Genomic DNA, 26067 nt, shown 5'->3' with positions numbered 1-26067 from the left:
CATTAACTACTCACATACAAGTATATAAACCTATAAAATACCTAAAGTTGGGGCATTGCCCCTAACTGCAAAAGGCAGGACAGCGATAAATGGAACATTTTCATTTTTACAAAATAATGATTGGTATTTTAGCGGGACTGTTTGCTGCTGTTATAGGAATGGCAATTATTAATGTTGCCAATATTGCACCTTATTTTTCTCTTCTTCTTGGCTGTTTTATTTCACTTCCGATTTTTATTGTAGCCTTCGGTTTTGGAACGTTATCCAGCCTTATCGCTTTAACAAGTGTCACTTTTATCTTCAGCATAGCTAACAATATTTATATTGGTTTTGGCTTTATGTTGCTGTTTTTTCTTCCTGCCGTGTATACCTCTTGGCTCTTTGGGCTTGCACAATCAACACAAAAAGAAAATGAACTAATATGGTATCCATTATCATCAGTTATTTTCCTTTCAACCAATTTTATTGCTCTTACATTAACCCTTATTGGAATCTATGTGCAAATGCATCCAATAACTCCTATTGTTGCACAAGAAGTTACTGCAAATATAGTGCAAATTATGCGTCAATCGCAGTCTATAAATGAAGCTGATATTCTTACCTTTAGCGAACTTTTAACAACACATGCAGCCACCTTAACAGCTATTGCGCTTACTGGTTACAGTTTGATTTTTCTCATTGGCAATCTTTATTTTTCAACGATAACAGCACGACATATGAAGTGGTTGACAAGACCTCGTGATGATTGGAGGCAAACTTTTCGTCTTCCACTTTCTGGACTCATTATTTTTATTGTCGCTTGCATAGTATCAATGCTTGAACTCAGTCCTATTCTTAATTTAGGTGCACGCGTTTTTACCACTGCATATACTATTGTGATATTAATCAGTGGCTTAGCGTATCTCCATCATATTACAAAAGAGGTAAGTGGACGGACAATTATATTATCGCTTGTTTATATAGCTGCTTTGACTGTTGTTTTTGCTCCACCTATTGCTTTCATGACCATACTGATGGGCATTTGGGCAACTATTCAATACAACTTCCAATCATACAACAAACTTCATTAATTTATTTATTCGAAAGGAATAAACTATGGATATTATTTTACTTGAACGCATTCCTCATCTTGGTCAAATAGGTGATATTGTTTCAGTTAAAAATGGCTATGCACGTAATTTTTTGTTGCCTCAAGGTAAAGCTTTACGAGCTAATGAAGCTAATAAAAAATATTTTGAAACACAACGTGTACAGCTTGAAGCCTGTAATCTTGAGCGCAAAAATGAAGCTCAAAAAGTAGCTGAAAAACTTGATGGTCAATCGTTTATTGTTGTCCGTTCTGCTGGTGAAACAGGTCAACTTTATGGTTCTGTGTCGACACGTGATATTTCAGAAATTATAACAGAAGAAGGTTTTTCTGTTGGGCGCAATCAGATTGAGCTTAATCACCCAATTAAAACAATCGGTCTTCATACCATCACAATTAGCCTACATCCTGAAGTTCAAATTTCTGTGACAATTAATATTGCACGTTCGACTAATGAAGCACAACGTCAAGCAGAAGGTGAAAATCTCACCTCAATCGAAGCAATATATGGTATTCAAGAACAGCCATTAGCAGAAGAAATTGATGACAATGATGAAAAGAGCGTGAACGAAAAAGCTTAATTGATCTTGTACTTATCTAGTCGACTTTTTGTTCTTATTTCTTTACTATTTAACAGATTGATATTTTTTAATAATATTATATCCCAACTAGAAAAAACTATACCGCGGGAAAAACGATTGTATCCCTACTTTATCTGAAGTTATTCTTATTAGGGAAATTATAGAGAAAAGTAAGCTTATTATCATTGATAATAATTTTGAAACTACACTAAAAATATTTAAAACATAGCTCCATACTTTTTAAACATTCTGGGAGAAAGAAAAATTTCTTTAGAGTGTCCGTTTGTATTTTATGTAACACCTTTTTATAATCTCTGAAAATATTCTTTTTCTCTGATAAAAATGCGTTTTTTCAAATTCAAATAATTTGCATACAAATTGCAATCGTTTTGACCCATATTATATTATATAAAAAACAGTTTCTGATATTTTGCCTGAAATAATTGCAATTATAAACCATAAAATACAAAAAATATAAGTTCCATATTATAAACAATTGATTTGTTGAAAAAAGTATCATTAAAAATTAAAAATACGGTTTTAATTGAAAATGGAAATTTGCAATTTTGCTCTTTTAATGTACAGCATTCAATCCGTTGTCTAAGATGACTAAACTTAAAATCTTAGTGGAAAAAACTTAATGGAAGAAACAAGTATTCTTAATTTCAACCCTTTACATAAAGAAGAGACTTCTTCTTTCCGGCAACTACCACATAATATTGAAGCTGAACAAGCACTTCTTGGTGCTATTCTCATTAATAATGATGCACTTGATCGTGTTTCAGATTTTTTAAAACCAGAGCATTTTTTCGAAATATTGCATCAAAAAATTTTTGATATTTTATCACAAATTATTAAAAAGGGAAAACTCGCAAATCCTGTTACCATTAAACCTTTTATTCCAGCTGAAGAGAAAATTGGCGATATCACTGTATTCAATTATGTTATTCGCTTAGCCAAAGAAGCAGTTACCATCATTAATGCTGAAGATTATGGTCGAGTAATTTATGATCTTTTTATCCGACGATCCTTGATTGATATTGGCAATCAAGTTGTAAATACAGCTTTTGATGCTCCTGTTGAACTTACGCCAACCCAACAAATTGAGATTGTCGAACGTAATTTATTTCAATTGGCAGAAACGGGAAAATATGGTGGTGGATTTGAAAGTTTTAATGACGCTATCCAAAAAGCTATTGATATGGCATCCGCTGCCAAAAAACGGTCTTCACACCTGTCAGGTATAGCCACCCATCTGAAAAAACTTGATGAAAAAATGGGAGGGTTGCAGCCTTCTGATTTGATTATCCTAGCTGGGCGCCCTGGTATGGGTAAAACCTCTCTTGCAACCAACATAGCCTTTAATATTGCCGACGCTTATAATCATGATGCTAAGAATAATTCACCACAAGAAAATGAGGGAGGTATCGTTGGATTTTTTTCACTTGAAATGTCATCAGAACAACTTGCAACGCGTATTATTTCTGAACAAACAGAAATATCTTCCTCTGAAATTCGACGTGGTAATATTTCAGAAGAACAATTTGAAAAAATAGTGAATGCAACGCGTCGCCTCCAAAAAGCTCCACTTTACATCGATCAAACTGGTGGTATATCGCTTGCTCAATTGTCTGCACGTGCACGTCGCCTGAAAAGACAACACGGTTTGGACGTGCTGATTATTGATTATATACAGTTAATGACAAGCAATTCAAAACGTTCATCTGAAAATCGCGTTCAAGAAATTACAGAAATCACTACAGGGCTCAAAGCCTTAGCTAAAGAGCTTAACGTTCCTATTATCGCCCTTTCACAACTTTCACGCCAAGTTGAAAACCGAACTGATAAACGCCCACAATTATCAGATTTACGCGAATCTGGCTCGATTGAGCAAGATGCGGATGTTGTTCTTTTTGTGTATCGTGAAGAATATTATCTCAAAAATGAAGAGCCTAAAGAAGGAACTCCTGAATATGTAAAATGGCAAGCTGAAATGGAAAAAGTTTTCGGAATAGCTGATATTCTTATAGCAAAACAACGACACGGACCAACAGGAACAGCTCACCTTGCTTTTCAGTCAGAATTTACACGCTTTAGTGACCTGGCAGAAAGTGATTATCTTCCAGAGCAACGTAATTAACCACTATGGCACGCAATCGCACTCAATTTATTTGTCAAAATTGTAATACCGTCTACTCACGCTGGGCTGGCAAATGTGATTCTTGTGGAGAATGGAACTCCCTTGTCGAAGAAGGTACGAACAGTGGCATTGGAAGTGGCCCAACGCAAAATATTCGTCAAGGGCGTATCATAACATTGACTTCTCTTTCTGGAGATCTTGAAGATGCTCCACGTATTCATTCTGGTATTTCTGAACTTGATCGTGTGACCGGTGGTGGTTTTGTTCGTGGATCAGCATTACTTGTTGGTGGTGATCCAGGTATTGGCAAATCAACATTGCTTACACAAACGGCAGCCGCATTATCGCGAAAAGGATATAATGTCATTTATGTTTCTGGTGAAGAAGCTGTTGCACAAATTCGTTTACGTGCACAAAGGCTTGGTGCAGATGATACAACAGTAAAACTTGCTGCAGAAACCAATGTTGAAGATATTTTAACAACTTTAAATGCGCATAAAAAACTTGATCTAGTTATTATCGATTCAATTCAAACTCTATGGTCAGATGCAGCCGATTCAGCTCCCGGAAGCGTAACACAAGTACGCATTAGCGCCCAAGCGATCATACGTTTTGCTAAAAAAACAGGGGCAGCTGTTGTTCTTGTTGGGCATGTTACAAAAGATGGGCAAATTGCTGGTCCCCGTGTTGTTGAACACATGGTTGATGGTGTTCTCTATTTTGAAGGCGAGAATAGTCATTGTTATCGAATTCTTAGAACTGTGAAAAATCGCTTTGGACCAACAGATGAAATTGGTGTTTTTGAAATGTCCGACAAAGGTCTAAAAGAAGTTACCAATCCATCCGAACTATTTTTAGGTGAACGTAATGAAAAAGCTCCAGGAGCTGCTGTCTTTGCAGGAATGGAGGGAACACGCCCTATATTAGTGGAAATTCAAGCTCTTGTTGCACCTTCTTCACTTGGTACACCACGGCGTGCTGTTTTAGGATGGGATGGAAATCGTCTTTCAATGATTCTCGCCGTATTAGAAGCTCACTGTGGTGTTCGTTTTGGACAACATGATGTCTACCTTAATGTTGCAGGTGGTTACAAAATATCAGAACCAGCAGCTGATTTAACCGTTGCAGCAGCTTTGGTATCCTCCCTTGTAAACATTCCTCTTCCAACTCATTATGTATATTTTGGTGAAGTTAGCCTTTCAGGAACAATTCGCGCTGTTACTCATTCAGGACAACGTGTCAAAGAAGCTCAAAAACTTGGCTTTCAAGGTGCTGTTCAGCCCGCAATAACAACCGAAATAATAAAATCAACAGCCTTTCAACAAAAAATATTTTCCGATCTTTCTGAATTTGTTGCCACTATTGTTGCAAGTAAAAAATGACTGTCATACAAATAATAATATAGAATCACTTCTATAAAATACAAAAGAACCTTGCTATAAAATAGAAACTGGCATAACAGGAAATGTTCTTACGCACTTTTATACTGATTAAAATAGAACGTAATTTTATATAACCTATATAAGGAGCAAATAAATGAGTGTAACAGTTCTTGATGGCATTGTCATTGCAATCATTCTGTTTTCTTCTTTTCTAGCCATGCTCCGAGGTTTTTCCCGCGAAATTTTATCATTACTTTCTTGGGTAATTTCAGCTGTTATTACACTGTTTTTATTTAAACCTGTATTGCCTTTTGTTGAACAATACCTCTCTAATGAAACCGTCGCATTAATAGCTACATTGGTTACGATTTTCATTATTGCTTTAATTATTATTTCTATCATTACAATGAAAATTTCTGATTTTATCATTGATAGTAGAATCGGCAAACTTGACCGCACTATTGGTTTTATCTTTGGAGCATTTCGCGGTTTATTAATCACAGTTATTGGCATTTTACTTATTAATGCACTTATTAAACCCGAACAACAATCTGATTGGCTAAAAGAGGCAAAAACAAAGCCTATGTTGGATTCATTAAGCCAACAAATTTGGGAATTGTTGCCTAAAGATCCCGATTATGCCCTCGAAAAACTGGAGAAGCTCTTTAACAAAGATGACTTGTCGGCAAGATTTTGAAAATACTAACCAAAACATATCTCTACAGAATGAATTATAGTTTTTATTTGAGAACTTGTCTTAAATAATATGTAGTATGTGTAATATTAATCATTTAACATCATTACTGAAAGTAATATGATGACAAAAATTAATATTCCTTATCAGGAACCTTCATTTGATGATGATACCCTTCATGAAGAATGTGGAGTATTTGGTATCCTTGGACACAAAGATGCAGCAACATTAACAGCTCTTGGACTCCATGCACTACAACACCGTGGACAAGAAGCCGCTGGTATTGTTTCTTATCACAACAAGATGTTTCATCAAGAAAAACATCTAGGCCTTGTTGGAGATCACTACACAAACCCTGCAACACTTGCCCGTTTGCCTGGAGATCGTGCGATTGGACATACTCGTTATTCAACAACGGGAGAAATAGCATTACGCAATGTACAACCTCTATTTGCTGAATTAAAAGCCGGAGGTATTGCTATTGCGCATAATGGTAATTTAACAAATGGTCTTACACTACGTCATGAATTGATTGCCTCTGGTGCTATATGTCAATCAACTTCAGACTCCGAAGTCTTTCTCCACCTTATTGCTCGCTCGCGTCATGAGTCATCATCAGATCGTTTTGTTGATGCCATTCGCCAAGTGGAAGGTGGATATGCTATGTTAGCGCTAACACGTACCAAGCTTATTGCCGCACGTGACCCAACAGGTATTCGGCCACTTGTTCTAGGTGAACTTGATGGTAAACCAATCTTCTGTTCAGAGACCTGTGCACTTGATATCATTGGAGCAAAATACGTTCGTGACGTCAAAAATGGTGAAATCATCATATGTGAAATACAAGACAATGGTGAAATCACTACAAAAACTATTAAACCAGAAATAGAAAAACCAGAAAAACTTTGCCTTTTTGAATATGTCTATTTTGCTCGACCTGATTCAATCGTTGGAGGTCGTAGTGTTTATGCAGTTCGTAAAAATATGGGTATCCAATTGGCTCAAGAAGCACCGTGTGAGGGTGATGTTGTTGTCCCCGTTCCTGACGGGGGAACGCCTGCTGCAATTGGTTATGCACAAAAAATTGGTATTCCCTTTGAACTCGGCATTATTCGCAACCATTATGTTGGTCGCACTTTTATTGAACCAACTCAGCAAATTCGTGCTTTTGGTGTGAAATTAAAACATTCTGCCAACCGTTCCATTATTGAAGGAAAACGTGTCATTTTAGTGGATGATTCTATTGTGCGTGGAACAACATCCACTAAAATCGTACGAATGCTCCGCGATGCAGGAGCAAAAGAAGTTCATATGCGCATTTCCAGCCCAATGATTTTTTATCCTGATTTTTATGGAATCGATACACCTAAGACTGAAGATCTTTTAGCTAATAAATACCCAGACTTAAAATCTATGTGTAATTTCATTGGAGCTGATTCATTAGAATTTCTTTCAACTGATGGCCTTTATCTTGCTATTATAGGGGAAAAACGAAATAATTCTTCCCCTCAATTTACTGATCATTATTTTACTGGCCACTATCCCACACATCTTACCGATCAAAAAAGTATTCCAAAAGTTCATAAACTATCTGTTCTGAAAACAAGAAACTAATAATGAGGAAATCTGATTTTAACCTTTCTGGACGTGTCGCACTGGTCACAGGTGCTTCCAGAGGAATTGGATATCATTTAGCACTAGAACTAGCAGCACGGGGGCCCATATTATAGCCCTTGCACGAACAATTAGTGATTTAACCATGCTTGATACCCAAATTCAGGAGAAAGGTTCCTCCACAACGCTTGTACCACTTGATTTACATAATACACAAGCCATTGATACTCTAAGTACTACAATTTCTGAACGCTGGAAACAACTTGATATTATGGTTATAAATGCAGGAATTCTGGGAACTCTTTCACCAATAGCTCATATTGAAAATACGATATTTGAAGAAGTGTTTCAAGTAAATCTCATCAATCAATGGCGTTTAATGAAAGCAGTTGAACCTTTATTACGCAAATCGGATGCTGGACGTGCTATTTTTCTATCATCAAATGTTGCTCACTGTGTACGCGCTTTCTGGGGGCCTTATGCAGCCTCTAAAGCTGCCTTAGAAATTATCGCTCGTTGCTGGGCAGAAGAACTTAAAGAAACACCAATCAAAGTTAATTGCGTTAACCCAGGTGCAACACGCACTGCAATGCGAGCACAAGCTATGCCTAATGAAAATCCTCAGACCTTACCTTCCCCCCAAGAAGTTGCTGCAAAAATAGTACATTTATCTTCACCTTATTTAAAAGAAACAGGTAAGCTTTTTGACGTTCGTAAAAATCAGTTCATAAACTATCATACACCTCATTGATAACAGTTTATATATCGAACTAAATTTCTATAATTTCACTTTTCTTCTTAAAATTAGATAAAATCTTATGACTCCTGGTCAGGTTGAATATTTACCTTCTTTGCTTCTAAAGCAGCTCGTTTATGATACGCCAAAGCACTACAAGGTAGAAAAATCATATAACCAACAGCCGTTATCAATAAAGTATACCATGTATAAGTTGCAAGAAAACCAACATAAATAACAATAACCAGCATACACGGCACAACAATATCACGTCTTAATTTTTGACCAATTTCTTTTGCATTCCATACCGGTAAGCGACTTACTAAAAGAAAAGCGACAACCACAGTATACAAGCTAAAAAATAAAGCCCAACCTCTATTGGGTATCAAACCAAGAGCCCCTAAATAAATAGGTAATAAAAGCAATAACGCCCCTGCTGGTGCAGGAACACCAACAAAATAACTCCTCTGCCATCTTGGTATATCAGCATTATCTAATGTGACATTAAAACGAGCTAACCGCAAACAACAAGCAACACAATACACAAGCGCTGCAACCCAGCCTACTTGATGAACCTGAGCAAGAATAAAAGAATAAACAACAAGAGCAGGAGCAACACCAAAATTAATAACATCAGCAAGTGAATCCATCTGTGCTCCAAAAGATGAACTGCCATCCATCAAACGGGCAACACGGCCATCAGCTCCATCTAAAACTGCTGCCAAAAGCACCATCAAAATAGCTGACTCATAGTGATGCTCAAAAGCTAAACGGATACCGCTTATTCCCGCGCAAATTGCTAAAATAGTAATAATATTAGGAATAACAAACCGCATCGGCATAGGCGAACGTAACCGATGCGTAATATCGCCACGTTGCTCTTCAGGATCAAATGAAGAAAATAGCGAAAAAAACTTCATGATTCATCCTAATCACGTCTAAAGTCAGTTATCGCAGTAGCATCACCAAAAGAACCTAAAACTGTTTCTCCAGCAATTGCTACCTGACCAACAGTGACCTGTAATTTTACTTCAGCAGGCATATAAACATCAAGGCGAGAACCAAAACGTATCAATCCAAAACGTTGCCCAGTAATAACGGCATCATCTTTTTGAGACCAACAAACAATTCGACGCGCAATCAACCCTGCTATCTGTACAACGCCAATCTTGCCATGTTCACTGTTAATCACCACTCCATTACGTTCGTTAAATTGACTAGCTTTATCAAGCTCAGCATTCACAAACTTACCTGGATGATAAACAATAGACTCTATTGTACCACTCACAGGAATGCGATTTATATGACATGAGAAAATATCCATAAATACAGAAACACAAACCATTTCGTCGCTCCCCAACCCTAATTCTTCAGGGGGAACACATGATTCAATACATGAAATACGGCCATCAGCAGGAGAGATAATCCAATTTGAATTTATAGGCGTTACACGTTCTGGATCACGGAAAAAATATATACACCACATGGTTAAAATAAGACCACACCAAAACAATGGGCTCCATATCCAACCAAGAACGAGTGAAACAACAAAAAATGCTATAATAAAAGGATAGCCTTCTTTATGAATTGGGACAAAACTATTACAGATAGATTGAACAATACGCATATAACTTCCTATTCACAAATGATTGAACAATAAATAAACTCCTGTTTTTCCCCTCTTCTCTTTTGTATATTTAATCGATTACTTCATATAAAACCAGATATGATTTCCATGTAGATCAGTTCTTACGATTAACAACACCTAATTCATCTTCTTCACGTATTTTACGTAATTTTTCTTCAGCCTGTGAAGCCTCAAGCTGCTTATTCCACATAGAAGCATATAAACCTTTCTTGTTCAAAAGGTCGGTGTGACTTCCCTTCTCAATAATACGACCATTTTTTAGTACCAAAATTTCATCAGCATTAATAACAGTAGAAAGGCGATGAGCAATAATCAATGTTGTACGACCACGGCTTATAATATCCAATGCCCGTTGAATTTCTTGTTCTGTTGTTGTATCAAGAGCTGCAGTTGCTTCATCCAAAATAAGAAGTGGAGGCGCTTTTAAAAGTGTCCGCGCAATTGCCACGCGTTGTTTCTCACCACCAGATAATTTAAGACCTCGTTCACCTACCATAGACTGAAAGCCTTCTGGAAGCATTTCAATAAATTTTAATATCTGTGCCATTTCAGCAGCTTTGTGCATTTCCTCATCTGTTGCACTAGGGCGCCCATAACGAATATTATACGCAATCGTATCATTAAATAAAACTGTATCTTGCGGCACCATACCGATCGCTTCACGTAAACTTTTTTGAGTTACATCACGGATATCCTGCCCGTCAATTGTTATCGATCCTGATTCAACATCATAAAATCGAAAAAGCAATCGAGAGATCGTTGATTTACCAGCGCCTGATGGCCCAACAATCGCAACTGTTTTACCTCCAGGAATTTCAAAATCAATATCTTTGAGAATTGAACGATCGCAATCATAGGAAAATTTCACCTGATTAAACCGAATAGTACCATCGCTTACCACCAATGGTTTAACATCTCGCTTATCAACAATTTCCTGTTGAACATCTAAAAGATCAAACATAGCTTCAATATCACTTAAACTCTGCCGAACTTCACGATAAATTGAGCCAATAAAATTCAATGGAATGGAAAGCTGTATTAAAAGCGCATTAATAAAAACGAAATCTCCTAAAGTTTGTGTCATATGCAAAACTTCATAAGCTGACATTAACATCAGGATTGTCATTCCAATACCAAAAATAAGAGCCTGACCAAAATTAAGCCAGCTTAAAGATGTCCAGATTTTTGTTGCAGCTTTTTCATATCCCGCCATAGAAGAATCAAATCGACTTGCTTCTAGAGCTTCATTGCCAAAATATTTGACTGTTTCAAAATTCAAAAGAGAATCAACTGCCCGTGTATTTGCTTCAGTATCAGCCGTATTCATTTCTTGCCGAATATTAATACGCCAATCGCTCGCCTTGATTGTAAACCAAGTATACAAACCAACCATAACAACAACGATAAGAAAATAACCCCACCCATAATTTATCAAAAGTACAAATGCTGTTAAAACAAATTCTAAAATGGTTGGCACCGTATTAAGAATTGAAAATCGAACAAGGGCCTCAATTCCCTTTGTACCACGATCAATCACACGAGAAAGACCACCAGTTCGCCGCTCTAAATGAAAGCGCAAAGACAATCCGTGAATATGAACAAAAGTCTTATACGCTAGTTGACGAATAGCATATTGACCAACAGTTGCAAAAAGAGAATCACGTAACTGGTTTAATCCAGCTTGAATTATACGTGCAAAATTATATGCCAAAACCAGCATAATAGGCACGAACAAAATGGATGAAGGCTTTGCAAATAGCTGAAAAAAGTCTACATCAAGCGCATTTGTAGCATATTTAAAAAAATACGGCACAGATATGAGAATAAGTTTGGACAAAATAAGATAAAATATTGCCCATACCACACGCATCTTCAGATCAGACCTGGCTGATGGCCACATATAGGGCCACAAATTATAAAGGGTGCGTAGAGTTTGGCCTGAATCTACTAAAACGGTTTTTACTTTTTCATTCTGTTTCATAAAGCCTTTAATTTCTTTTATTATTCATAAACATGCAAAAAATAAGTTCTAAACTGTTCTTCATAGATTATTCATACCTTTCCTTCACCTCTAAATAATCTATATACTTATGGAAGTTTAAGGTTAGACTATTTTCGACAAAGGAACAAGAAACAATCCGCTATAAGATTTATCGCCTTTGTCTATATTTTCGTACCATTCTGCTACGAATAAATCTTCTACTTTTGCATGTTTTTTTTTCAATTCTGCTTTAAGCCACGTCTTTGATTTATTAATTGCTTTAAGGCCTTCTTCAAGAATTTCACCATTTTGCACCACAATGGTAGATTTTTTGCCTTCTTCTTTCTTAATTACAGAAAAATCACCATTGGTTTCCAAACGAACAAAAGCTGCCTCATATAAACTACAGCCTTTAATGCGCAACATGGTAATTAGATCACTTATACTAATGCGCAAACGCTTAATTTCATCTATTTGAAATACACCATCTGAAACTAATATAACATTCCCTCCCGCAATAAGCCGGTGAAAAAAACTGAATGCCGTGCAAAAAAATTAAGAAATGTGATCAAGGTTTGCCAAATAAACAAAACAAGCAATAACTGGATACTACTAATACTTGGATTATAAATAACACCCCCAATAATGCCTCCCATTACAAAATTACTCACCAAATCAACTGGCGTCATTTGACTGAGATTACCACGACCTGTTGTTCTTAAAATTAACAAAAAGGCGGCAAGACCCACAACTAATTTAAGCGCGATATATCCATAAAAGTATAAAAATTCCATCAGACTCTCTCCTTTTTATGAGAGCTGCTGAAACACAGGAATTATTGTCGTTTTATTTCCCACGTAGTAATACGCTCGCCAGTCTGCGGATCTTTCTCATCTTTTAATGAGATCCCCCCTACTGCAAGCTCATCACGAATTTTATCCGCAGCTTCCCATTCTTTATTATGGATAAGTCGTAGCCTTTCGGCAATGCGCTGATCAATAAATTTTGAATCAAGGTATATCTTTCTAACAAAAAGTGGGCACTCTATTTCTTGAACCCACTCTTGCCGCAACAACCCAAGTAAATCCATACCGCGTGCAAGAGATCTAGCATTCCCCTCTTTATAAAATTTTCGTAAAATAGTAAATGCATTTGAAGTATTAAGGTCATCACTTAATGTATTAATTAAAGATTCATCTATAGATTCATTACCATCCAAACAATATTTCTCACCGCGAAGCAACTCATACCAACGATATAATTCGCTACTGGATTGTGCTAAACGATGAGCTGTCCAATTTAACGGTTCACGATAATGAGTTTGCAACATTGAAAAACGAATAGACAAACCTGCCCAATTTTGTCTTATTTCATCTGTCAAAGTATCATTAAATTCAGGAAAATCACTTTCTAATAAAGTACGAATAGTAATAAAATTACCAAGGCTTTTAGACATTTTTTGGCCTTCAACCTGCAAAAAACCATTATGCATCCAAAAATTAGCCATTCGCTTAGTCCCAAAAGCTGAACAACTTTGTGCAATTTCATTTTCATGATGAGGAAAAAGCAAATCAATACCACCACCATGGATATCAAAAACATTTGCTTCAGGATCATCACAATTTAAACCACCACCATAAGGAGCCAACAGTTTTGCCATCGACATTGCTGAGCATTCAATATGCCAACCCGGGCGCCCTAAACCAGGGATTCCTGCTGGTGATGGCCAACCTGGTTCCCATTCCTGAGAGGGTTTCCATAAAACAAAATCCATTTTCTCTTTTTTATAAATAGCAATATCTATACGTGAGTCTGCTCTCATTTCATCAAGCGATCGTTTTGCAAATTCACCATAACGGGGATATTCCCCCATACTGCTTATAGAAAATAATATATGATTTCCTGCTATATAAGCATGCCCTCTTTCAAGAAGTCTCTCAATCAAAGATCGTATTTCTTCCAAATGATCGGTTGCGCGTGGTTGGCTAGTTGGTAATAAACAACCAAGCGCTGCTATATCTTTTTGAAATTGGTCATATGTACATTCTGTTAATTGACGAATAGCATCATTTAATGCAAGCTCTGGGTATTTATGGATTGCTCGTGCATTAATCTTATCATCGACATCCGTAATATTACGAGCATATATCACGTGGTCCTCGCCATAAACATGACGTAAAAAACGAAATAAAATATCAAAAACAATTACAGAACGCCCATTACCAATATGAGCATAATCATAAACTGTCGGACCACAAACATAAAGGCGTACCTTAGTAGCATCAATCGGTGTAAAATCTTCTTTTTTACGTGTAAGCGTGTTATAAAACCGCAGATTTCCCATAATTATACTCCGTAGTGATATTACTTGGTGTCGCTCCGGCAAAACTCGTTCATATTATGAGCTAATAACACTGCTTGAAAAAAAATACTGCTATATTGGTTTTTATTTCCAATATCGAGCTATTTGATCCACATAATGCAAAAAATATTAATTAACGATAATTAATAAATACATAATAAATACACCATACGTACATAATATGTACGTAAAATTAAAGCAGATTAAGCTGTTTATTATTTTGATAATGGATAAAAAAACACTTCATTTGGCAAATGATATTGTTTCAAGAATATCTGGCAACAGATAAGTCAATTATTTACTTCATCTGCAACAAAATAAAACTCAAAATTACCGTATTCTGACATTTTGATAAAATCCTGTAACATCCTGCTTTTCAATGGTAACAATCAAATCCACCACATAACATCGTGACGACTTGATAATCGTAGGCATAAAATAATAAATGGAAGATAATATTGTTTGAGTAGATGAACGCATAATCATTATAGTACTTGATTTACAATTCTTTCATAGCACTTCACATTTCCATAAGCCTTACCTAAACCAATGAGGCCTTCATTCGCACAACAAATAAAGCTGTAATTTTCACATCACATTTTACTTACAGAATTCGTTCGTAGGTATCATCATATGTCGATAATTCAATATACAAACAAAAGCTGTTCTCTTTTTTATTATTTCAATAATGAATATTGAATACTGAACACCTATAGTCAATATCACACAGCTTGAACTAAAGAAGAATGAATTCTTAACGCGTAGCAAATTATCACGATGAAACAGGTAAGATAACGCATGCTGACAAACTTCGAATTTACTTTACAAAAACAATAATTGTTCCAAAATGCATCACCTATAAGCTCATTTTATAGTACGACTTGTTTAATAACTAAGGAATAAAAACCTACTTCTATTGAAATATCAAACTGAAGCATGAACTTGAATGAAATTATAAATGGTATACGGTATTAAGCCACAAATTCTTGTAACAACTGCTTTTGGTACACCATATTTATAATATCAACATCCTGCGTAAACATAGTCAGAAAAATAAGCTTTAAAGTTATTTTGCATATATACATGACAAAATTATTATGAGTATCCTTTTTACAATCAAACAATCATTCAATAACACATCAAACTTTTAATCTTATTATGCCAACGCTTCTATAAATTTAATAGGTTCACCTTGCGAAGGTGTAACAATTTCACCTTCCCACATAACCCGTATTCCACGAATAATTGTCCCAACTGGCCAACCTTTAACTTTTTTGCCATCATAGGGTGTCCACCCTGCACGTGAACCTATATGTGCATCGGTTATAATTTCTTCCCGCTTAAGGTCAATGATGGTTAAGTCAGCATCATATCCAACTGCAATGCGTCCTTTACAACTTATACCAAAAACACGACTAGGGCCGTGCGAAGTGAGATCAACAAAGCGTTCAAGAGATATCCTTCCCGTATTAACATGAGTTAGCATAATTGCTGCTGTGGTTTGAACGCCTGTCATACCTGAAGGTGAAAGAGGATAAGACTTTTGCTTTTCTTCAAGCGTATGAGGAGCGTGGTCTGAACCTAAAACATCAATGATACCTTGCTGAACACCGTACCAAAGAGCTTTACTGTGGCGACTTTCACGAATAGGTGGATTCATCTGGATCAATGTGCCAAGCCTTTGATAATCATCAGAAGTCAAAGTCAAATGATGTTGAGTGACTTCAATCGTTGCTAAATCCTTATAATCTTTCAGAAAATCAACTTCTTCCGCTGTAGAAAGATGTAATATATGGACGCGCTTCCTCATTTCGTGCGCAATTTTAATTAAACGTTGCGTACATTTCAAAGCAGCAATTTCATCACGCCAAACCGGATGTGATGACACATCTCCCTTAACGCAAAGCGTTTTACGTTCATTGAGCCGCTCCTCATCTTCACAATGAAAAGCTGCACGACGACGTGTATTTTTCAAAATTAGACGAACACCTTCATCATCATCAACTAAAAGATTACCTGTAGAAGACCCCATAAATACTTTAATTCCGGCAGCTCCAGGAAGTCTTTCTAATTCAGCCAATTCATGCGCATTTTCACGTGTTCCCCCAACCCAAAACGCAAAATCACAATGCATCCGATGAAATCCGCGTTTAACTTTATCAGTCAACATCTCTTCTGTTATTGTTAGTGGATTTGTATTAGGCATTTCAAAAACCGCTGTAACCCCCCCTAAAACTGCAGAACGAGAGCCACTTTCTAGGTCTTCCTTATGTACGTGCCCTGGCTCACGAAAATGGACCTGGCTATCAATGATACCTGGTAAAATATGAAGTCCTGTACAGTCGATCACCTCACTAGCAGATGCACGCGTAAGATCACCAATTTCAGCAATACGGCCATTTGTGATGCCAATATCACGTTTGCCACTTCCATCATGATTAACAAGTGTTGCACCTTTTAAAATTGTATCAAATGTTTTAAACACAGCCATACTCCTTAGACATCATCTCTTTACCGATTATGTAACTCTGGACAGAAAGGCAAGGACCATGATCGAAAAACAAAACACTATTAGCTTAAAAAACCGCAAAATTATTAAAGTTATAGGTGAAGAAGCAACACGTTTCCTACAGGCCCTGATTACAACAGATGTTGAAAAAATCAACTCACAAGAACTCTTCCCTGGTGCTCTTTTATCACCACAAGGAAAAGTTATTGCTGATTTTCTAATCGGTAAAATAGACCAAGGTTATATAATTGATATCGCTGCACCTTTAGCTGATACTTTTCAACAACGTCTTACCCTTTATAAATTACACACAAAAATAGAAATTATACAACAATTACAAGAAATTATAACAGTTTCTTGGAAAGATGAAATAAGTACTTGTGATTTTAATTTAAGTTTTATTGATAAACGATTTCCACAAAAAGAAAAAATTGTACGTATTTATGGAAAAATACCTTTTCTTGCTCCAAAACATAATGATAATTGGAACAGAATGCGTATTCGTTATGCAATTGCAGAAAGTGGGCAAGATTATGAAATAGGTAAAGTCTTTCCTCATGATATTAATTACGATCAAATCGGTGGATTATCATTCAATAAAGGTTGTTACATTGGGCAGGAAGTGGTTTCACGAATGCATCATCGTAAAGCAGTTCGTCGCCGTTTTTTGATAGTAAAAGGCCAACATAATTTAATGCCAGGATCCACCATTCAAGCAGGTACTAAAATACTTGGTGAATTAGGAACATGTGTAGAAAATGAAGCCTTAGCTTTAATGCGTATTGACCATGTTAAAGATGTTATGGACAAACATATTCCGTTTACAATAGAAAATCTTCCTGTAACAATAAGTATCGCTGAAAATATGAACTTCAGCTTTCCTGAAAACACCGTGGAAACTAACTAATGGCTAAAGCTGAATTATCACAAGATGGAACAGCACGTGCTTGGCAAAGAATGCTTTCTGGTCGGCGACTTGATTTACTTAATCCTTCCCCTCTTGACATCGAAATCGAAGATATTGCGCACGGTCTTTCTCGTGTTGCACGCTGGAACGGTCAAACACACGGTGAGCATACCTATTCTGTCGCACAACATTCACTTTTAGTGGAACAAATATTTCAGATACTCTTTCCACAATCCCACAACGACGAATGTCTTTTAGCTCTTCTCCATGATGCATCAGAATATGTTATTGGTGATATGATTTCACCTTTTAAAGCTGTTATAGGAAAACAGTATCAGCTCGTTGAAAAACGCATACAAGATACCATTTGCATACGCTTTTCTTTACCTGTTAACCCAGCTCAAAAGCTATTAAAAAAAATCAAACAAGCTGATCGTATTGCTGCTTTCTACGAAGCTATCACTCTTGCTGGCTTTAGTAGAAAAGAAGCACTGCGTTATTTTGGTTCTCCAAATAATATTTTGCCCGATAAACTTAATTTGCAATCTTATTCCACACAACAAATTGAAAATGCTTTTTTAACCCGCTTTCGTGATATAGATAGTCAAAGATGATTTCATATTTTTTAATCTTACCCATAAAAAATTAATATTATTGATTTTCAATTCTTTGCTACAAATACTTTAATCTATACTAAAAGATTTCACGATCTCATTAATCAATGAAGTATAAACATAATAGTCATGTGAAAAATAGTTCAAATTCAGTGTAAGCAAAACGTACTTAAGAAAATTTCCTTTATCTTACGCTTCATTCAACAGCTAATATATTTTTATAGGTTTTCTTCTTAAACCTAATTTTATTTGGGCTTATAAGTTTCTGAATCAGATGGAAAAGCACGTGATCTAACATCATCTGCATAATTTTTAATTGCCGTATCCATTGCTTGTTCAAAAGCACCATAACGACGTACAAATTTAGGTACCCAAGCCCCATAACCCAACATATCTTCCATAACTAAAATTTGCCCATCACACTGATTTGATGCACCAATACCAATAGTAGGAATAGAAAGATTTTTTGTGATCTTCACTGCTAATGGTTCTACTATCCCCTCTAATACAACAGCAAAAGCACCTGCTTTTTCAACTGCTGTTGCATCAGCCTCAATCTTTAACTGATCATCTTTAGTGCGCCCTTGTACCTTAAAACTACCGAAACGATTTACCGCTTGTGGTGTAAGGCCAACATGCCCCATAACTGGGATACCCCGCTGGCATAAAAAATCAATTGTTTCCGCCATATAAACACCACCTTCAAGCTTGACTGCACCACACCCTGTTTCTGCAATAATTCGTGATGCATTTTCAAAAGCATGCTGGGGACTTTTCTCATAAGAACCAAAAGGCATATCAACAACTACAAGCGCCTTTTGAGAACTACGCACAACCGCTTGTCCGTGTAAAATCATCATATCCACAGTAACAGGCAGTGTTGTATCAAAACCATGCACAACCATACCAACGCTATCACCAACCAAAAGAAAATCACAATATGGATCAGCAATCCGCGCGCTATAAGCCTGATAGGCTGTTAAAGCAATAATTGGCTCTTGTCCCTTTTTTGACCGTATGTCAGAAGAAGAGACACGTTTTATAACTTTATGTGAACCCATTTTAGTTTCCATATGTAAAACACATTAACCAATAAGTCTGACTTTACCAAAATTAAGAGTCAGCAATAAAACCGTAAAATACACAAAAAAGCCTTTTTGTATGTGATTTCAGCATCAAATACGCTTTTATAGAGCTTTTAAAAACCAATTTAATGCTTATAAACCTCTGTATCAGCTGGAAAAGTACGTAATTTAACATCATTTGCATAATTTTTGACTGCTGTATCCACCACTTCCTCAAAAGAACCATACCGACGCACAAATTTAGGCATCCAACTACCATAGCCTAACCAAGTATTATAGCCTAACATATCTTCCATTACCAAAATCTGCCCATCACACTGATTGGACGCACCAACACCGATAGTAGGAATAGAGAGCTTCTCTGTAAGCTTTACTGCTAATGGTTCTACTACCGCCTCCACCATAACAGCAAAAGCTCCTGCCTCTTCAACTGCCAATGCATCAGCTTCAATCTGGAGCCAACTCTTTTTATCGCGCCCTTGTACCTTAAACCCCTCTAAACGAACTGTATGTGGCATAAGACCAATATGACATATAACTGGAATACCGCGTCTATGCAAAAACCTAACCGTTTCAGCCATATGAACACCACCTTCAAGTTTGACTGCACCACAACCTGTTTCTGCAATAATCCGTGAAGCATTTCTAAAAGCCTGCTGTGGACTTTCTTCATAAGAACCAAAAGGCATATCAACAACCACAAGCGCTCTTTGAGAACCACGCATAACGGCTTTTCCGTACAAAATCATCATATCTACATCAACAGGTAATGTTGTATCAAACCCATGTACAATCATAGCAACGCTGTCGCTCACTAAAAGAAAGTCGCAATATGGATCAGCAATTCGAGCACTATAAGCCTGGTAAACCATTAAAGAAACGATTGGTTCTTTACCCTTTTTGGATTGTATTTCAGAAGCAGTAATACGATTGATAGTTTTATATGAAGTCATTGTTGTATTTCCTATTGTAAAATATATTGATCAATAAGCCTGACCTCACCAAAGCGGATGCATAGTAATAAAACCGCAGGTTTATTCAGTTTTCCTCTAAACATGCATAAAGTTTCCATATCTCTTAAATCTATTGACTCAATGATAGCACGCGGTTCTTGTTGCAAAATATCATGGACAATTTTGCACAGTTTACTAACTGATCGTTCGCCTTGGCTATAAAGTCTTACAACAGCCTCACCGCTTTTAGGAATAATTTTTGCAGCTTTGCGATCTTCTAATGTTAAAAGCTGATTGCGCGAAGAGCTGGCCACACCATCTGCATCACGTAAAATAGGTACACCAACAATTTCAACAGGAAAAGCTAAATCCTTAACCATGCGACGAATAATGAGAAGCTGCTGAAAATCTTTTTCCCCAAAAAAAGCCTTATCTGGCTGCACAATATTAAAAAGCTTCGCAACAACACTGGTCACACCACAAAAATGTCCTGGACGTAATTTTCCTATTAAAACACGTGATAATTTTTCTACCCTTACAACTGTCTCATTTCCCAGTGGCCACATCTCTTCTGTAGAAGGTGCAAAAACATATTCAACACCCGCTTTTTTCAACAAAGCACAATCACCTGCAAAATCCCTTGGATACGTATCAAAATCATCATGAGGGCCAAATTGCTTCGGATTAACAAAAATAGAAACTAACACCCGATCACACATTGCTTTTGCCTGTTGCACCAAAGCAAGATGACCACTATGCAATGCTCCCATAGTTGGAACAAAACCAATCGATAATCCTAAACGTTTCTCCTTTGCTATACATTGCTGTACTTCAACAATTTTTTTTAAAATTTGCATATTTAAATTATACCCATTTCATAAAATCAGTAAACTGACTCTTTCATACAAAATCGCCGTTCAAATAAGTTTATTAAATTAACGCGAACCGATGGTTGTTGTATCCTTCTTGGCTCCCAAACATGACGCGTTAAAAAAAAATTTGTCAGAGCAAACCCATTTTTCATATCATTAAAATCAATAGGACGACTGGCTCTTTGTATAAGAAACTGTGGTAAAGGTAAAAGCTTATCTCTCCAAAGGTAGCCTGCTTCTTCGCACACAGCACGTCCTGATTTTGGTGATACATAATGAAGATTTTCCTGACAACCTGTTACAACACAACAAGATAAATCAAGGCCAAATCCAAGTTCTTTAAGAAGACGCATTTCAAAACGTATAAGTAATTCAGCGATAACAAACCATTCACCAAAATTCTGCATAAAAATATGCAACATATCATATAAAATAGGATGAGGATCACGTTCAGGAAGAAGTCGTAAATGAGAAGCCATCAACTGCAAAGTATAAAGTGCTTCTGGTATGAGCATTAATCGTGAAGCATGTAAATCAAGTGCTTCAAGCTTAAATAACCCCAAATGCTCATCCAAACGTGCCCACCATTCAGCTTCAACAAAATTTCCAGGTTGAAGAAGAGCCGCCATATTACGAGAACGCCCTCCTTTTACCATTCCCATATAACGACCATGCTGACGTGTCATAATTTCAAGAATAACGCTCGTTTCACCATGCTGACGAGTGCCAAGGATGATAGCCTGCTCTTTCCATCTCATTTTATTTTAAAAAATCTAATCCCATTTCTTGGTAGCGCTCTGGATTAGTACTCCAATTATCACGCACTTTCACAAAAAGAAAAAGATGAACCTTTTGTTCCATGATTTCCATTAATTCCTTACGCGCTGCTTGACCAATCGCTTTAATTGTATCACCTCCCGCTCCTAAAACAATTTTTTTCTGACTATCACGCTCTACATAGATAACCTGATTAATTTTAACTGATCCATCTGGACGTTCCTCCCAATTTTCTGTTTCAACTGTAGAGGAATAAGGAATTTCTTCATGGAGACGAAGAAAAAGTTTTTCACGCGTAATTTCAGCAGCAAGTTGACGCATAGGCATATCCGAAACTTGATCTTCTGAATAGTACCATGGCCCCTCTTGCATCATTGTACTTAGATAATGAAGTAAATCCTCACAACCCGAACCATTTAAAGCTGAAATCATAAATGTCTGCAAAAACTTCATTCGTTCATTAATTTTAGCAGTTAATGCTAAAAGAGATGTTCTTGCAACTGTATCAATCTTATTAAGAACAAGAATTTTATCCTGTTTAATATTTTCTAGAACATTTAACATTACATCAACTTCATCCGAAAGACCATTTTGAACATCAATTAAAATTAACAGAATATCAGCACCTCTAGCACCACTCCAAGCAGCAGAAACCATAGCGTGCTCTAATTGCTTATGAGGACGAAAAACACCTGGGGTATCAATGAGAACAATTTGAGTATTCTCATAAATGACAATACCACGTACCAAAGTTCGTGTTGTTTGCACCTTATGGGTTACAATTGACACTTTTGTTCCAACCAACTGATTAACTAATGTCGACTTACCAGCATTGGGCACCCCAATGAGCGCAACAAAACCACAGCGTGTTTTGATAACATCATTCATGATCACTTTTCTCTATTGATTGCCATACACCTTCACGTCGTAAAATTTTTTCAGCAGCTATTCTTTCAGCATGTCGTTTAGAACTGCCTTGCCCAATTTCAGGTGCAAAACCAAAAACTTTTACTTCAACCATAAAAATGGGATCATGATCTGGTCCATAGCGCTTTACAACCCGATATTGCGGCTGTGCACCATCTTGTGTATGAGCCCATTCTTGCAACTCTGTTTTGGCATCACGCCTACCAGCATCCATCTTCCTTGCACGATCTTGCCAATATTTTCGAATGAAAGACCGTACACACTCTAACTCCCCATCAAGGTACATTACAGCAATTAATGCTTCAATGACATCAGCATACATATTAGCTACCCGGCGATTCTCTAAGTTTTTCATTTCAAAACCAACATGAATCATATCAGGCAAACCCATTTCTAATGCAATATCAGCACACGTTTGCGTATTTACTAAGCCATTTAAACGTACCGACAATTCACCTTCACTAGCGTGTGGAAAAAATTGATACAACATTTCTGCAACCAAAAGCCCAAGAACGCGATCACCTAGAAATTCCAATCGCTCATAATTGCCTTCCGCTAACCCTTGAACACTAGAATGTGTTAATGCTCTTTTTAATCTATCTTCATTCTTAAAGCGATGCCCCGTCAGCTTTTCAAGCCGATCAATGATATGACGCTTCATCATTAGCCCCTACTTAGTCAGTGGAAAATAGTGAATAGTGTTAACAAAAGAAAACAAACGTGCCCAGCGCACATCAAATGGCCAGCGCCAAATCTGCCATGCACTTGAACCATTACTTATAGAAAAAAAGATTAAATTTGCTCGACCAATAAGATTTTCTTCTGGAACATAACCTACACCCAAACGGCTATCATCTGAATTATGACGGTTATCACCCATCATAAAATAATGCCCTGGAGGAACCTCAAAAACTTTTGTGTTATCAACTTGTGGAAAAAAACCTAAATCAAGTGTATTGTAACTTACACCATTAGACATTGTCTCACGATAAACATCCACAGGGCGGTTGAGCTCTGTTACGTCAGCATCATCAATCTGCCCCATTAATTGGCGTGAAACAGCTTTATCATTGATATAAAGAACACCTTGACGAACCTGAACATAATCACCTGGTAATCCAACGACGCGTTTAATATAATCAACACTTGGATCGCTAGGTAAACGAAATACTACAACATCCCCTCTTTTAGGTTGAGATGTCCAAATACGTCCTGAAAAAATAGGAGGAGAAAAAGGAATGGAAAAACGAGAATATCCATATGCATATTTGGAAACAAAAAGATAATCCCCTACAAGTAAAGTAGGACGCATAGAACCAGAAGGAATTGTAAAGGGTTGAAAAAAAAGTGTGCGAATAAGAACAGCCAAAAATAGAGCCTGAATGAGAACAGAAATCAATTCAAAGACTCCACCTTTCTCTTTTTGTACTTTTTCTTTTTGACTCATCATACACTGCCTTCTCATTACAAATAAAATTCATTTTTCATCATAATGCTCAAATAACAAAAGCACAATCTCTTCCCCCGTCTATCCACGTGGAAGTGCTTCTATAATAACAACTGCTTGCGCCCAAGGAAAATCATCTGTTATACTGAGATGAATAAAAGCGTTATGGTGAGGAGGTAATAACTTTTGTAATTGCAACTGCGCACAATTTGTTAATTGCATAGTCGGTTTTCCTGACGGCAAATTAACGACCTCCATATCTTTCCAGCTAACACCACAAGCGATACCTGTCCCTAAAGCTTTAGCACATGCCTCTTTAGCGGCAAATCTTTTAGCGTAAGAAAAAGAACTTTTTTGGACATTTTCAGATTTGGTTTGTTCAATATCTGTAAAAATGCGTTGGGTAAAATAGTCACCATAACGAACCAACATTTTCTCAATTCGCCTTATATCAACTATATCACTGCCAAGACCTATAATCATAAAACATTACTTGAATTTTCTTGCTGCAAATGCACTCTTTGCATCATCTTCTGATACCTTTTTTGCTGGAAACGACCTATTGCCTTGTAAACACCTATATAAGACAAACCTCCAAAGACAAAACCTAAAAGAATACCGCCCAAAATCATTGGTAGCATAATAGAATCCCATGTATTGCCAAAAATTATCCATACCTTCGAAAACGTCAAGTCACCAAATATAGTACGAATTTGGGAAAAAGAAATTTCACCTACATTTCCAAAAAGTGATAAAAATAGATAGCCTATTTTATAATCAATCATAACAATAGGCAAAAATGTTAGTGGATTTGAAAAAACAGTTCCAATAATTGCTGCAGTAAAATTACCGCGTAAAACCCAAGAAAAAAATAGTGCCAAAATAATATGCAATCCTAAAAAGGGCGAGCAAGCTGAAAAAATGCCAATAGCTACTCCTAACGCTACTTTATGTGGCGTTTCTGATATGCGCAAAATACGCTTGTGCATATAACAAAATGAGCGACGCGATAAAAGCCAAAGCCGAATCCGCTCTCCAAAATCCACTAATTTTTGATGATAAAAAAGCATAAGATACTCATATATATATACTATTCATACAAAACAATCTTTGTTATTCAAATTAATTTCAATAAAGTTTTTGCACAAAAGCATATTTTAAATCATTAAATATTGCGACTTCCTGGCTTAATTGCAGGAAGGGAAGCAAGTTCAGGAGGTAGTGCATCAGCGGCATAAGATGCCACTTCATATTCTGCAAGCGCAATTAACGGAACCCCAACATCAACTCTACCACCAGAACGATCAAGGATACACGCACTTGCCACTACATTAGCTTCTGCCGTAATTAAAGCTTCAATTGTCTCGCGAATAGAAAGACCAGTTGTTACAATATCTTCTATAATTACAACTCTTGCCCCTTTTTCGATTTCAAAACGACGCAACTGAAACATGCCATTTTCGCGCTCTACCCAAATAGAAGGTACACCAAGATGACGTGAAGTTTCATAAGCAGGAATAAGACCACCAATCGCTGGACCAACCACATAATCAATTTTTCCTGCAACACAGTCCCTAATTTTTTTGGCCAAACCACAGCATAATTTTTCGGTTAGATCAGCATGCATGAATACTTTCGCCTTCTGCATATAAGTAGCGCTATGGCGACCTGATGTTAAAATAAAATGCCCTTCTAGAATCGCATCTGCCTGTTTAAAAATATCAATTACATCTTGTGTATTCATTGCAAAA

At 36.7% G+C, this 26067-nt stretch carries 23 protein-coding genes and 2 pseudogenes; 9 read left to right on the top strand and 16 right to left on the bottom strand.

What is annotated here, in order from left to right:
• Window positions 1–89: 89 nt before the first annotated feature.
• From BWD121_RS01455 to BWD121_RS01425, 7 genes and pseudogenes are all read left to right on the top strand, one after another.
• Window positions 90–1070: a hypothetical protein gene (locus BWD121_RS01455; RefSeq protein ID WP_078663084.1), complete on the top strand. Its 981-nt coding sequence runs from the start codon at window positions 90–92 to the stop codon at window positions 1068–1070.
• A 25-nt stretch (window positions 1071–1095) separates the two neighbouring features.
• Complete coding sequence (gene rplI / locus BWD121_RS01450; protein ID WP_078663083.1) at window positions 1096–1668, top strand: 50S ribosomal protein L9; 573 nt, start codon at window positions 1096–1098, stop codon at window positions 1666–1668.
• 640 nt (window positions 1669–2308) lie between these two features.
• Window positions 2309–3808 carry a replicative DNA helicase gene (locus BWD121_RS01445; RefSeq protein ID WP_078663082.1) on the top strand — a complete coding sequence of 500 codons (1500 nt, stop codon included), beginning with the start codon at window positions 2309–2311 and terminating at the stop codon, window positions 3806–3808.
• A gap of 5 nt (window positions 3809–3813) precedes the next feature.
• Complete coding sequence (radA, locus tag BWD121_RS01440) at window positions 3814–5190, top strand: DNA repair protein RadA (RefSeq protein WP_078663081.1); 1377 nt, start codon at window positions 3814–3816, stop codon at window positions 5188–5190.
• A gap of 154 nt (window positions 5191–5344) precedes the next feature.
• Complete coding sequence (locus tag BWD121_RS01435) at window positions 5345–5887, top strand: CvpA family protein (RefSeq protein WP_078663080.1); 543 nt, start codon at window positions 5345–5347, stop codon at window positions 5885–5887.
• A gap of 120 nt (window positions 5888–6007) precedes the next feature.
• Complete coding sequence (gene purF, locus BWD121_RS01430; protein ID WP_078663079.1) at window positions 6008–7498, top strand: amidophosphoribosyltransferase; 1491 nt, start codon at window positions 6008–6010, stop codon at window positions 7496–7498.
• A gap of 2 nt (window positions 7499–7500) precedes the next feature.
• Window positions 7501–8249: pseudogene (locus BWD121_RS01425) on the top strand (SDR family NAD(P)-dependent oxidoreductase).
• A gap of 65 nt (window positions 8250–8314) precedes the next feature.
• Here BWD121_RS01425 and pssA read toward each other — a convergent pair.
• From pssA to BWD121_RS01395, 6 genes and pseudogenes are all read right to left on the bottom strand, one after another.
• Entirely contained in the window at window positions 8315–9154 is an 840-nt protein-coding gene (gene pssA, locus BWD121_RS01420; RefSeq protein WP_078663078.1) for a CDP-diacylglycerol--serine O-phosphatidyltransferase, read from the bottom strand.
• An 8-nt stretch (window positions 9155–9162) separates the two neighbouring features.
• A complete protein-coding gene (locus BWD121_RS01415; RefSeq protein ID WP_078663077.1) occupies window positions 9163–9861 on the bottom strand; it encodes a phosphatidylserine decarboxylase in 699 nt (232 codons plus the stop codon).
• A gap of 115 nt (window positions 9862–9976) precedes the next feature.
• Window positions 9977–11863 (bottom strand): ABC transporter ATP-binding protein/permease, encoded by a 1887-nt coding sequence (locus BWD121_RS01410; RefSeq protein ID WP_078663076.1) that lies wholly within the window; start codon window positions 11861–11863, stop codon window positions 9977–9979.
• A gap of 123 nt (window positions 11864–11986) precedes the next feature.
• Window positions 11987–12657, bottom strand: a pseudogene (locus tag BWD121_RS01405) (YetF domain-containing protein).
• A gap of 41 nt (window positions 12658–12698) precedes the next feature.
• Window positions 12699–14207: a cysteine--tRNA ligase gene (gene cysS / locus BWD121_RS01400; protein WP_078663075.1), complete on the bottom strand. Its 1509-nt coding sequence runs from the start codon at window positions 14205–14207 to the stop codon at window positions 12699–12701.
• A gap of 1174 nt (window positions 14208–15381) precedes the next feature.
• Window positions 15382–16710 carry a dihydroorotase gene (locus BWD121_RS01395; protein ID WP_078664040.1) on the bottom strand — a complete coding sequence of 443 codons (1329 nt, stop codon included), beginning with the start codon at window positions 16708–16710 and terminating at the stop codon, window positions 15382–15384.
• A 64-nt stretch (window positions 16711–16774) separates the two neighbouring features.
• On the opposite strand from BWD121_RS01395, the gene BWD121_RS01390 reads away from it, so the two are divergent.
• Window positions 16775–17641, top strand: a complete 867-nt coding sequence (locus BWD121_RS01390; protein WP_078663074.1) for a folate-binding protein YgfZ — start codon at window positions 16775–16777, stop codon at window positions 17639–17641.
• A complete protein-coding gene (locus BWD121_RS01385) occupies window positions 17641–18255 on the top strand; it encodes an HD family hydrolase (RefSeq protein WP_078663073.1) in 615 nt (204 codons plus the stop codon). The genes BWD121_RS01390 and BWD121_RS01385 overlap by 1 nt, the downstream gene beginning before the upstream one ends.
• Window positions 18256–18500: 245 nt before the next feature.
• On the opposite strand, the gene panB (BWD121_RS01380) is transcribed toward BWD121_RS01385, so the two are convergent.
• The 10 genes from panB (BWD121_RS01380) to pyrE form a co-directional block, all read right to left on the bottom strand.
• The gene (gene panB / locus BWD121_RS01380; RefSeq protein ID WP_078663072.1) at window positions 18501–19316 is read right to left on the bottom strand and encodes a 3-methyl-2-oxobutanoate hydroxymethyltransferase; all 816 of its coding nucleotides are present in this window, start codon (window positions 19314–19316) and stop codon (window positions 18501–18503) included.
• A gap of 149 nt (window positions 19317–19465) precedes the next feature.
• A complete protein-coding gene (gene panB, locus BWD121_RS01375) occupies window positions 19466–20293 on the bottom strand; it encodes a 3-methyl-2-oxobutanoate hydroxymethyltransferase (protein WP_078663071.1) in 828 nt (275 codons plus the stop codon).
• An 11-nt stretch (window positions 20294–20304) separates the two neighbouring features.
• On the bottom strand, window positions 20305–21150 hold the full coding sequence (gene panC, locus BWD121_RS01370) for a pantoate--beta-alanine ligase (protein ID WP_078663070.1): 846 nt from the start codon (window positions 21148–21150) through the stop codon (window positions 20305–20307).
• Window positions 21151–21176: 26 nt separating this feature from the next.
• Entirely contained in the window at window positions 21177–21923 is a 747-nt protein-coding gene (recO, locus tag BWD121_RS01365) for a DNA repair protein RecO (RefSeq protein WP_078663069.1), read from the bottom strand.
• A 1-nt stretch (window position 21924) separates the two neighbouring features.
• Window positions 21925–22830, bottom strand: coding sequence for a GTPase Era (gene era / locus BWD121_RS01360; protein WP_078663068.1), 906 nt, complete (start codon window positions 22828–22830; stop codon window positions 21925–21927).
• Window positions 22823–23530, bottom strand: coding sequence for a ribonuclease III (rnc, locus tag BWD121_RS01355; RefSeq protein ID WP_078663067.1), 708 nt, complete (start codon window positions 23528–23530; stop codon window positions 22823–22825). The genes era and rnc overlap by 8 nt, the downstream gene beginning before the upstream one ends.
• A 9-nt stretch (window positions 23531–23539) precedes the next feature.
• Complete coding sequence (lepB, locus tag BWD121_RS01350) at window positions 23540–24316, bottom strand: signal peptidase I (RefSeq protein ID WP_078663066.1); 777 nt, start codon at window positions 24314–24316, stop codon at window positions 23540–23542.
• A gap of 81 nt (window positions 24317–24397) precedes the next feature.
• A complete protein-coding gene (acpS, locus tag BWD121_RS01345) occupies window positions 24398–24799 on the bottom strand; it encodes a holo-ACP synthase (protein WP_078663065.1) in 402 nt (133 codons plus the stop codon).
• Window positions 24796–25386 (bottom strand): DUF2062 domain-containing protein, encoded by a 591-nt coding sequence (locus tag BWD121_RS01340; RefSeq protein WP_078663064.1) that lies wholly within the window; start codon window positions 25384–25386, stop codon window positions 24796–24798. The genes acpS and BWD121_RS01340 overlap by 4 nt, the downstream gene beginning before the upstream one ends.
• A gap of 95 nt (window positions 25387–25481) precedes the next feature.
• Window positions 25482–26060, bottom strand: a complete 579-nt coding sequence (gene pyrE / locus BWD121_RS01335) for an orotate phosphoribosyltransferase (protein ID WP_078663063.1) — start codon at window positions 26058–26060, stop codon at window positions 25482–25484.
• Window positions 26061–26067 lie beyond the last annotated feature (7 nt).

It is taken from the genome of Bartonella sp. WD12.1 (assembly GCF_002022415.1).
Lineage (GTDB): Bacteria > Pseudomonadota > Alphaproteobacteria > Rhizobiales > Rhizobiaceae > Bartonella.
Note: the sequence above shows the minus strand (reverse complement) of the source record. Positions and strands in the feature narration are given on the sequence as shown.